General features: G+C 62.0%; 9 protein-coding genes. 6 read left to right on the top strand and 3 right to left on the bottom strand.

The window, feature by feature from the left end:
- Positions 1–53: 53 nt before the first annotated feature.
- The 4 genes from C8J33_RS24505 (at position 54) to C8J33_RS24520 (ending at position 4,486) form a co-directional block, all read left to right on the top strand.
- Positions 54–968: an ABC transporter permease gene (locus C8J33_RS24505; protein ID WP_110808377.1), complete on the top strand. Its 915-nt coding sequence runs from the start codon at positions 54–56 to the stop codon at positions 966–968.
- Positions 969–980: 12 nt separating this feature from the next.
- Positions 981–1,895, top strand: a complete 915-nt coding sequence (locus C8J33_RS24510) for an ABC transporter permease (protein WP_132449618.1) — start codon at positions 981–983, stop codon at positions 1,893–1,895.
- Entirely contained in the window at positions 1,892–3,556 is a 1,665-nt protein-coding gene (locus C8J33_RS24515; protein ID WP_422039049.1) for an ABC transporter ATP-binding protein, read from the top strand. The genes C8J33_RS24510 and C8J33_RS24515 overlap by 4 nt, the downstream gene beginning before the upstream one ends.
- 348 nt (positions 3,557–3,904) lie before the next feature.
- Positions 3,905–4,486 carry a DUF1349 domain-containing protein gene (locus C8J33_RS24520; RefSeq protein ID WP_207901571.1) on the top strand — a complete coding sequence of 194 codons (582 nt, stop codon included), beginning with the start codon at positions 3,905–3,907 and terminating at the stop codon, positions 4,484–4,486.
- Positions 4,487–4,624: 138 nt separating this feature from the next.
- On the opposite strand, the gene C8J33_RS24525 is transcribed toward C8J33_RS24520, so the two are convergent.
- Positions 4,625–4,993 carry a DUF1294 domain-containing protein gene (locus C8J33_RS24525; protein WP_422039051.1) on the bottom strand — a complete coding sequence of 123 codons (369 nt, stop codon included), beginning with the start codon at positions 4,991–4,993 and terminating at the stop codon, positions 4,625–4,627.
- Between the two features lie 248 nt (positions 4,994–5,241).
- On the opposite strand from C8J33_RS24525, the gene C8J33_RS24530 reads away from it, so the two are divergent.
- A complete protein-coding gene (locus C8J33_RS24530) occupies positions 5,242–6,270 on the top strand; it encodes a hypothetical protein (protein ID WP_132665682.1) in 1,029 nt (342 codons plus the stop codon).
- 84 nt (positions 6,271–6,354) lie between these two features.
- Positions 6,355–7,224 carry a hypothetical protein gene (locus C8J33_RS24535; RefSeq protein WP_132665683.1) on the top strand — a complete coding sequence of 290 codons (870 nt, stop codon included), beginning with the start codon at positions 6,355–6,357 and terminating at the stop codon, positions 7,222–7,224.
- Here C8J33_RS24535 and C8J33_RS24540 read toward each other — a convergent pair.
- Together C8J33_RS24540 and C8J33_RS24545 are read right to left on the bottom strand one after the other, a co-directional pair.
- Positions 7,206–7,790, bottom strand: coding sequence for a hypothetical protein (locus C8J33_RS24540; RefSeq protein ID WP_110808383.1), 585 nt, complete (start codon positions 7,788–7,790; stop codon positions 7,206–7,208). The genes C8J33_RS24535 and C8J33_RS24540 overlap by 19 nt on opposite strands.
- Before the next feature lie 26 nt (positions 7,791–7,816).
- Entirely contained in the window at positions 7,817–8,329 is a 513-nt protein-coding gene (locus C8J33_RS24545) for a hypothetical protein (RefSeq protein WP_132665684.1), read from the bottom strand.
- Positions 8,330–8,959: the final 630 nt, after the last annotated feature.

The raw sequence follows: 8,959 nt of genomic DNA on the forward strand, positions 1-8,959 counted from the left end.
CTCCCCCATGCCGGCACTCTGCCGGCTGATACGGTCTCAAACGAGGGCCTGCCATGCTCCGCTATCTCGGACGTCGTGCGTCGTACAGCCTGATCTCGATCATCGGCCTCGTCACGCTCGTCTTCTTTCTGACACGCCTGACAGGTGATCCCTCCGCGCTCTACCTGCCCCTGGACGCGAGCGCCGATGCGCGCGCCCAGTTTGCACGGCTGAACGGGCTCGATCAGCCGGCGATCGTCCAGTTCTTCACCTATCTCGGCAATCTGGCGCAACTCGATTTCGGCCAATCCCTTCGGCAGAACCGCTCGGCCATGGAGGTCGCGCTGGAGGCGTTTCCCGAAACGCTGAAGCTTGCCTTTTTGGCCATCGCGCTTGCGACGTCGCTGGCTATCGTTGTCGGATCGCTCGCTGCGGCGCGTCCGGGCAGCTTGTTCGACCGCATCGCCAGCCTCGTGTCGCTGGCCGGCGCCAGCGCGCCCGATTTCTGGATCGCCATCGTCGGCATCCTTCTCTTCGCCGTCGGGTTCGGGTTGCTGCCGACCTCCGGCACGGGAAGTGCGGCGCACTGGGTGCTCCCGATTTTCGTGCTGACGCTGCGGCCGTTCGGGCTGCTGGTGCAGGTGGTTCGCGGCACGATGCTATCGGCCCTGTCCGCCGCCTATATCAAGACGGCCCGGGCCAAGGGCATGCCGCGCCGCGAGATCATCTTCGGCCATGCGCTGCGCAATTCGCTGCTGCCGATCGTCACGGTGGCGGGGGATCTTGCGACAGGGCTCGTCAACGGCGCGGTCGTGGTCGAATCCATCTTCGGCTGGCCGGGCATCGGCAAGCTGATGATCGACTCGATCATCCAGCGCGATTTCGCGGTCGTCCAGTCGACGATCCTCGTGACGGCCGTCGCGATCTTCCTTCTCAACATCGCAATCGATCTTCTCTACGCATTCCTCGACCCCCGCATCCGTTACTAGAAGGCACGCCCGATGACGCTTCTTTCGGCTCCCGTCGCGGCGATCTCTCCGCGCATGCCGCTCCTCTCCTACCTTTGGCGCGACAAGATGGCGTTTGCTTCCGCCCTCTTTCTCGTGCTGCTTCTGCTCCTGGTCCTGTTCGGCCCCTTGCTCGTCGGCGACGCCGCCGCACGGCTCGGCCTGCGCCAGCGTAACCTTGCGCCTTTCACCTTTAATGGCGGCTTTCTCTACGTGCTCGGGGCAGACACGCTCGGGCGCCCCATCCTTGCGCGACTGATCGTCGGCGCGCAGAACACGATCCTGATCGCTGCGGCCGCCGTGTTCAGCTCCATGCTGGTCGGCGGCGCGCTCGGGCTGATCGCCGGCTATTCCGAGCGCTGGTACAGCCATGTCATCCAGCGTGTCGCCGATGTGATCATGAGCTTTCCCTCGCTTCTCCTCGCCCTGATCGTCCTCTATACGCTCGGGCCGAGCATGACGAACCTCGTCATCGTGCTGGCGATCACGCGCCTGCCGATCTACCTGCGAACCGCCCGCGCAGAGGTGCTGGAGCTTCGCGAGCGGATGTTCGTGAGCGCGGCCCGTTCGATGGGCGCTTCGCCGGTGCGCATCGTCTTCCACCATATCGCGCCGCTCGTTCTGCCGACGCTGGTCACGATCTCGGCCATCGATTTTGCGACCGTGATCCTTGCCGAGTCCGCGCTAAGCTTCCTCGGCCTCGGCATACAGCCACCCGATTTCACCTGGGGTGCCATGGTGGCGAACGGGCGCGGCTATCTGCAGACGGCGTGGTGGATCGCCTTCTGGCCGGGCCTTGCGATCATGATGACGACCTTGTCGCTCAACATTCTCTCCAACTGGGCGCGCACCGTCGCCGACCCGCAACAGCGCTGGCGGTTGCAGGCGCTGAGAAAGACTGCCCGATGAGCAAGATCGACGACGCGAGAATGCCCGCACCCATCCTTCAGGTTGAGGGACTGACGGTCGACTTCCTGTCCGATGGCGATCCCGTCCGCGCGGTCGATGATGTCTCCTTCCATGTCGCGCGCGGCGAGACGCTGGTCATTCTCGGCGAGAGCGGCTCGGGCAAAAGCGTCAGCACCAGCACGCTGATGGGGCTGGTCGATTGCCCGCCCGGCCACATCGTCTCCGGTCGCTGCCTGTTCGCTGGCCAGGAGCTTGCGCGCCTCGATGAGGACAAGCGGCGCGCCCTCAACGGACGGCGCATCGCGATGATTTTCCAGGATCCCCTCGCCTCGCTGAACCCGGTCTACACAGTCGGCCGACAGATAGAGGAAGTCTATCGCAGCCATGGCGAAGGCCGCGGCGACCTGCGCTCCCGGATCCTCGACCTCATGCGCCGCGTCGGCATTCCCGAGCCCGAGCAGCGCGTCGATCATTATCCGCACCAGTTCTCCGGCGGCCAGCGCCAGCGCATCATGATCGCCATCGCCATCGCGCTGAAACCCGATATCCTGATTGCCGACGAACCGACCACGGCGCTCGACGTCAGCGTTCAGGCACAGATCCTGGACCTGCTGCGCGATCTGCAGCGCGAGACCGGCATGGCGCTGGTCATGATTACCCACGATCTCGAGGTGGCGGCGTCCATGGCGGACCGGATCATCGTGATGAATAGCGGCAAGGTGGTAGAGGCCGGACCGGCCAGAGACGTGTTCGAGACGCCGCAACACGCCTATACCCGGAAACTGATCGCCGCGCTGCCGCATGGCGAGGCTGCCGATGCCGGTCACAAGCGCTCCAGGGAACGCGCCGAAGAGGTGCTGCTGAAGGTGGAAGGGCTCGGCAAAGACTACGTCCTGTCATCCGGCGCGTTTGCCGGAAAATCGGTGTTCAAGGCGGTGGAGGATGTCGGCTTTCATCTTTGCAAAGGCGAAACGCTGGGTATCGTCGGCGAGAGCGGCTCCGGCAAATCGAGCGTCGCGCGCATGCTGATGCGCCTGAACGAGCCGACATCGGGCAAGGCTATCTTTGCCGGGCAGAACATCTTCGATCTCACGGGGAAAGACCTGATGGCATTTCGTCGCCGGGTCCAGATGGTGTTTCAGGACCCCTACGGCTCGATGAACCCGCGCATGAGCGTCCGCTCGATCATCTCGGAACCGTGGCAGATCCACGGCGACATCCTGCCACGCGCGCGCTGGAGAGACCGTGTCGTCGAGCTTCTGGAACTCGTCGGACTGAAGGCCGAACACGAAGGACGCTACATCCACCAGTTTTCCGGCGGACAGCGCCAGCGGATCGCCATCGCCCGCGCGCTTGCCAGCGAGCCGGAACTCATCATTTGCGACGAGGCGGTTTCGGCCCTCGATGTGTCGATCCAGGCGCAGGTCATCGATCTGCTGGCGGATCTGCGCAACCGGCTTGGCCTGTCCTATATCTTCATCACGCATGACCTGCCGATCGTGCGCCACTTCGCCGATCGCATCCTCGTCATGAAGCAAGGTCGTATTGTCGAGGAGAACGAAACCACTGCACTCTTCGCCACGCCCCTCCACGATTACACAAGAACGTTGCTCAACGCAGTTCCGTTGCCGAAATGGCAGACTCGGAGAGAAACTGCTTAGCTCTATCGTGGACAGGTTGCCGGGGTTTGATCTAGGTAACGATGAAGATCTAGCGTAAGCATTCGGCGGAGGCGGTGAAGTGCCGCGATGGCATGATATGATTGCACCCATCCAGATCAGTGGATGCCTTGATGCGCTCGTCGTTACCTCCACTGCCGCGTTTTAGGCCTAGCAGGCAGCATCCCTTTCTGGTGTCAGACGTCTACTTTGGGCGGCATGCTGCTGTCGGCGCAGAGCGGAGGACGCATCTCAGATCTTGCCTGTTGGCAGCAATTGGGCTCTCTGGAAACGACTGTTATACAAGAGGTGCGGCCGAGCAAGTCAGCTCGTTGTCATAGGAGACGTCCGTTGCAGAGTCTTAAAAGTGGACGGTGGCTCAATGAGCCCACAAAGGCAGATGCTTCAGATACCGAGCTTTCCGTGACGACGGACGCCAGCACCGATTTTTGGCGAGAGACACACTATGGCTTTGTGCGCGACAACGGCCACTTCTATGCATTCCAGACCCAAGACGATTTCACCGCCCAGGTTCGAGTTCAGGCGAATTTCGAGCATCTTTACGATCAGGCCGGTCTCATGGTCAGGCTCGACCAAAGACGGTGGGTCAAGACCGGGATCGAGTTCTCGGACGGATATGGCTTGCTCGGCAGTGTGCTTACGAATGAAGCCTCCGACTGGGCAACGGGGCGTTATGACGGCGACCCATCAGATTTCTGGATAAGGGTGACCGTCCAGAGCGGCGTTCTGAGGATACAAGCTTCACAGGATGGGCAGATGTGGCCACTGGTCCGCCTCTGCCCATTCCCTGAAGCGGACCATTATCTCGTTGGGCCAATGTGCTGCACTCCCGAACGTGCAGGCTTGGAGGTCAGATTTAGCGAGTGGCGATTGGGGCCGGCCTTGGGCAAAAACCTTCACGACCTGACGTAGCCGCCAGAGCGCTTTATTGAGAAGCTACAGCGTCTGCTTCTGGCGCAATTCACGCAGATTTTCCCGAGGCGCATTCCTGACCGACAATCATCCTCGCCAAAGTCGAGAGTACTGGTGGTCGCCGCCTGGGAACCTACATCATAAATCTCTGAACCAGTGAGACGACTTCATACGCGATAACGCCTCCACCACAAGATCTGGTGCAGCAATCCATACGGCGCCCAATCCTACATGCAGCGCTCCGATTGTCATCAGAAAGCTTCGTAACGGCTCTTTTCGCGTTTTGTGGCCAAGTACTTGCTGGGCGGCAAGGGCTCCAAGGCTTCCACCGACAATAGCCAGCCAGAGCAGCGTGCTTTCGCGAACGCGCCACGCTCCCTCGACCGCAGCTTTCTTATCCCACCAGTAGAGGCAGTAGACCGCGACGTTGACGAGAAGATAAATGAGAAGGAGTGTCAGCTGTGTCGGTTGGTACATAGTTGCGGGCGTTAACTGCCGGCTAATCATTGCCTCGATGATTGACGTAATGTTCTTTGGGACGCAGCCTGCCGCGCGTTACTTGAACGGCATCAAATGGCATAGTGCCAGAAAGGGATCGTGAGCGGTCTGATCTGTTCCGGAAACTCACTCCCTCGTAACCGAAAAAGCTCTGGGTCCACTTGCGGGCAAGACGTTCGGGACGTGGACACGGGCAGCGCATATCTTGTATCCTACCTGTACCCGTTGCCGAGCGGCGAGCTTAAACGGAGGCCGCGATGCAATTCTTTAACCGCATCTTCCGCCGCACGCAGGCCGCGCTGACGTCCTGGCCCGACGGCCCCGCGCCGGCTGAGCTCCAACTATGTCCCGATGGCATGAACCCGATCCTCCGCCTTGCGGACGATTGGCGCTTACCCCGTCACGAAACGCGCATGGAGGTCTTGGCGCGCTACGGCGTTCTTCCCGATCCGATCTACCAATGGCCAGCGCTCGTCATTACCAACGCCGAACCTCCACCAGGCGCACTCGCGCCCTGGACGGCAAGCGCCTTCGAGCGCATCCCACCCCAGTTTCCGATCACTCGCTTCGCCGCCCTTGCGTGGTTCAAGGACGACGCACGCGCCAACCTTCGGCGCGTCGCGGACCATCTAGCGGCATCGCTCGGGCCCGCGCCTGTCGGTCAGCGGTGGAACACAGTCGTCGCCGCGTGGCGATCGGGGTTGGCTGAGGTCTCGCTGACGGCCTGGCCGCCGGACTGGCAGTCGCATGGCCTGCAAAACCCGTCCGAGGATCGCGACCCGCGCCTTAGGACTGCCTGCCACGTGACGCTGACGACCGGCTTCCGCCTGTCTCTCAGCGCGAGAGAACGAGAATGGGTGACAGGCTTCCTGCCTCTCGCGTTCGACCGGGATGTCGGGACAGCGCGCATGGCACAGGCTGGCCGCCATGCGCCGGGCGAAACGGAACTCGAGTACGTGCGCGATCCAGAAGACCTGGTCGACGACCGGCAGCGGATGCTTGGGTTGTCAGCCGATGGCAAGGCGCTGATCGTGGTTTCGGATCAGCTCTTCGTCATGCCCCGCACCGACATTCTGCATCTTGAGGTCATCCGTATGACGCCGGCCAAGGGCGGGGGCGGCTCGTCGCTTCATGCCCATTGTTGCACGCATGCACCCGGCGCGGACAGCCAGTCTGTGTTCCTAGCGCAGCACAGCGATCCCGACGGCATGACGGCGCTTGGGCAAGAACTGGGCGAGCGGCTCGGTTGTTTGGTCGAAGTCAGCCCCTACTACCCGGATTGCTGACCACGGACGGATGACGGCTGAGACCAGCGTCGATAAGATGCCGGAGCGAAACGAACAGAAGCGGGCTCGCAAATGAAAGGCAGTATGATGCGCGCATACCGGAGCGAGACCGGAACCAGGTGGCGTGAAGGAGCCCTTCACCGTTTACGACGGCTCGGCACCTCCGAGCTTCTCGTTCTCCTTCTCGTCTTGCCGGTCGCAGCGGAGGCGCACGAGCCCGGTTACGCCGACGCAAAGATCGCCTCACCCGCACGCACGAGCCGGGCGGGCGTCCGTCTCGCCTTTCCTGCCGGTGAACTGCCGCGTCGCGGAATGCTGGTCGCGACCGGCAACGTCCTGTCGCCGCTGGCGCGCTGGATCGTCATTGATCTCGACCTCATGACGATCCGGCAGGCAACGACCCGTCTGGCCGACGCAGGAGGGCTGGTGGAGATTGAAACCGAACGCACCGATGCCATTTCGGAAGACGAGCGGCGCAACGTGATCGCGTCGGGCAACGAGGCCTGGACCACGCCGGCTCCCGATACGCCAGTGCTCGGTGAGCCGACGGACCGCCTGTGCAGCTTCGCCCTGTTCGATGGCGACGACGTCCTGCAGGAGGTCGGGTCCGATTGTCCGAGACCACGCCTTGTCGCGGTGCTGGAAGCGTTGGCGGCGTCCGCCAACGGGCGAGCGAGTTCGCAGGGGCATGCGCCGGCTACCTCTTCCGCAGAGGCGTCGATCGGCTCAGCGCATCGCGAGCCCGATGGCACGCTGGTCCTATGGCTGCGAGCCGAAAGCGAAGCCGGGTCCGTTGTCGGACATGGTGAGTTGCGCTACCCGCCGAGCAACCAGCACTATGACCGTGTCCTGCGCCATTTGGGTCCGATCCCGCCGGGCGGTGAGGTTCTCGTGTGGCCGTTTCCACCACACTGGCCGGACGAACCTGCGTTGCCTCAGCGACCAAGGTCGTAGGTCACGGTGACGATCACCTGGGGGCGGTCGCGACGCGCACCCGGTTCGTCGGCACGGCTGAGGACCAGTGCCAGCTTTGGCTCCTTGCGCAGTCGGAAGAAGGTCGAGACCATACCGCCTTGGCGCTCCTCGCCGATGCGTTCCCAGCGATCGGAGACGTCCGGTGAGGCGGCCACCGCTTCGGCCGCCGGCTGGAAATCGACCCCGCCGCCGCCCGTAATGTGGCACATCGGAATATCGCGCGAGACCACCAGCGCGTAACCCTCGTTGGGTCCGACATTGATCCGCCAGTACCGGTTGGCGCGCCGGAATGGCTCGGGTGGGAGGAGGGGCTCGGGCAGGCTCTCGGTCTCGAACACCGCGCCGCCAAGATCGATGGCCGCGAGGAAGCGCGCTGGATCGTTTAGCCAACTTGACGGGTCGAGGACCCAAATCTCGCAGCCGCGCAGTGCGCCTTCCAGACCGCTGCGCAACGGATCCGCGACAGGCCCATCCTGCGCCGATGCGGATCCGGAGATGGCAAGCAGCATCGTGGATGCGAGCAGCAGGCGGGACAAACGGTCCATGTATATGCAGCACCGCAAGCACAGCATCATCGGTTCTCCAGATCCTGTGAGGCGCGCTCGGCTCTGATCATGTCCGCTTCTCGGCCGATCTGCTCGCGAAGGGTCGTCAGTCCTGCCCGCATCCGCTCGTGTACAGCCGGATCCAGCGAAGGATCGGGATAACGGACGTCCCAAAGGAGCACGGCGTCGATCGTCCGCTGGAGCTTGGGGATGTCGCCGAAGGCCCAATTGTTGACGGGCGGCCCGAGTGTCTCGAACAGCGACGAAAACAGAGCGGGTTCGCCGGTCGGGTCCTGAGCTGGGCTGGCGTTCAGGCGTGAGCGCCAGCGAAGTTGTCCGGCATAGAACCAGAACGTCGCCTCGTCGCCCTTGCCCGCCTGCATCAGGGGTGCCGCACGCAGCATGATTGCACTGGGCAGCGCGTGACCCGCAGTCTCGGCACCTGGCGGCAAGGCTGGCTCCTCTGCGAAGGCAGGTGGCGGAGCAAGAAGAAAGAGGGCTGCCGCTATGAGGTGCGGGAAAATGGTGCGATAGGGCATGTGGCGCGGCGGCTCCCTGCGACTTCTGCCGATACACGAGGCTTATGCAGTGAAGTGGAAAATGTGAACGGTAGCTTACCGGGATTGGACGAGCAATCGTGGAAAAGCTCGGAAGGGTTACTTCCGGTCATCCAATCCCTTCGCAAAACTCGGTCGCGAATGCTAGCTTTTTGCGACCGGTTTTTGCGACATAAATTTTCCGAGAAATACATTGTCGCTGATTTTGTCGTGAATATCAGAATACTTGCGACGGCCGCCAGGGTACGAGTTGCTTACAACTTGGTTCGGTCCCTGCCTTGCCTCCATTGGACGAGGTAGCCAAAACCTGGACCGATCAGCGCTCCGCCAATAATCCAATGGATCAATGTTAGTGGCTTTTCGTCGGGATCATGCCCTGTCACATAAAGGAAGAGAAAAAACGCGACGACACCAGCGAACATGAGAGTGATCGGGAATAGTATGCTTTTACGGAAGCATTGCGTCATAGGTCTCTCCTATCAGTTCATAGTCACGGAGTGGCTGGCCCTACCCTTTAATACCAACCTCCATTGATGCTGACTCTCGGGGTTCCCAAAAGCCGACGAATCTGAATCGGTAGCGCAAACAGGAGGTTTGCGATGGGTTCAGCAA

It is taken from the genome of Rhizobium sp. PP-CC-3G-465 (assembly GCF_004343445.1).
GTDB classification, from domain to species: domain Bacteria; phylum Pseudomonadota; class Alphaproteobacteria; order Rhizobiales; family Rhizobiaceae; genus Ferranicluibacter; species Ferranicluibacter rubi.

Excerpts from the sequence above, each read along its gene's own strand:
- C8J33_RS24505 (WP_110808377.1), top strand. The coding sequence starts at position 54 with ATGCTCCGCTATCTCGGACGTCGTGCGTCGTACAGCCTGATCTCGATC.
- C8J33_RS24510 (WP_132449618.1), top strand. The coding sequence starts at position 981 with ATGACGCTTCTTTCGGCTCCCGTCGCGGCGATCTCTCCGCGCATGCCG.
- C8J33_RS24515 (WP_422039049.1), top strand. The coding sequence starts at position 1,892 with ATGAGCAAGATCGACGACGCGAGAATGCCCGCACCCATCCTTCAGGTT.
- C8J33_RS24525 (WP_422039051.1), bottom strand. The coding sequence starts at position 4,993 with ATGATTAGCCGGCAGTTAACGCCCGCAACTATGTACCAACCGACACAG.
- C8J33_RS24530 (WP_132665682.1), top strand. The coding sequence starts at position 5,242 with ATGCAATTCTTTAACCGCATCTTCCGCCGCACGCAGGCCGCGCTGACG.
- C8J33_RS24535 (WP_132665683.1), top strand. The coding sequence starts at position 6,355 with ATGATGCGCGCATACCGGAGCGAGACCGGAACCAGGTGGCGTGAAGGA.
- C8J33_RS24540 (WP_110808383.1), bottom strand. The coding sequence starts at position 7,790 with ATGGACCGTTTGTCCCGCCTGCTGCTCGCATCCACGATGCTGCTTGCC.
- C8J33_RS24545 (WP_132665684.1), bottom strand. The coding sequence starts at position 8,329 with ATGCCCTATCGCACCATTTTCCCGCACCTCATAGCGGCAGCCCTCTTT.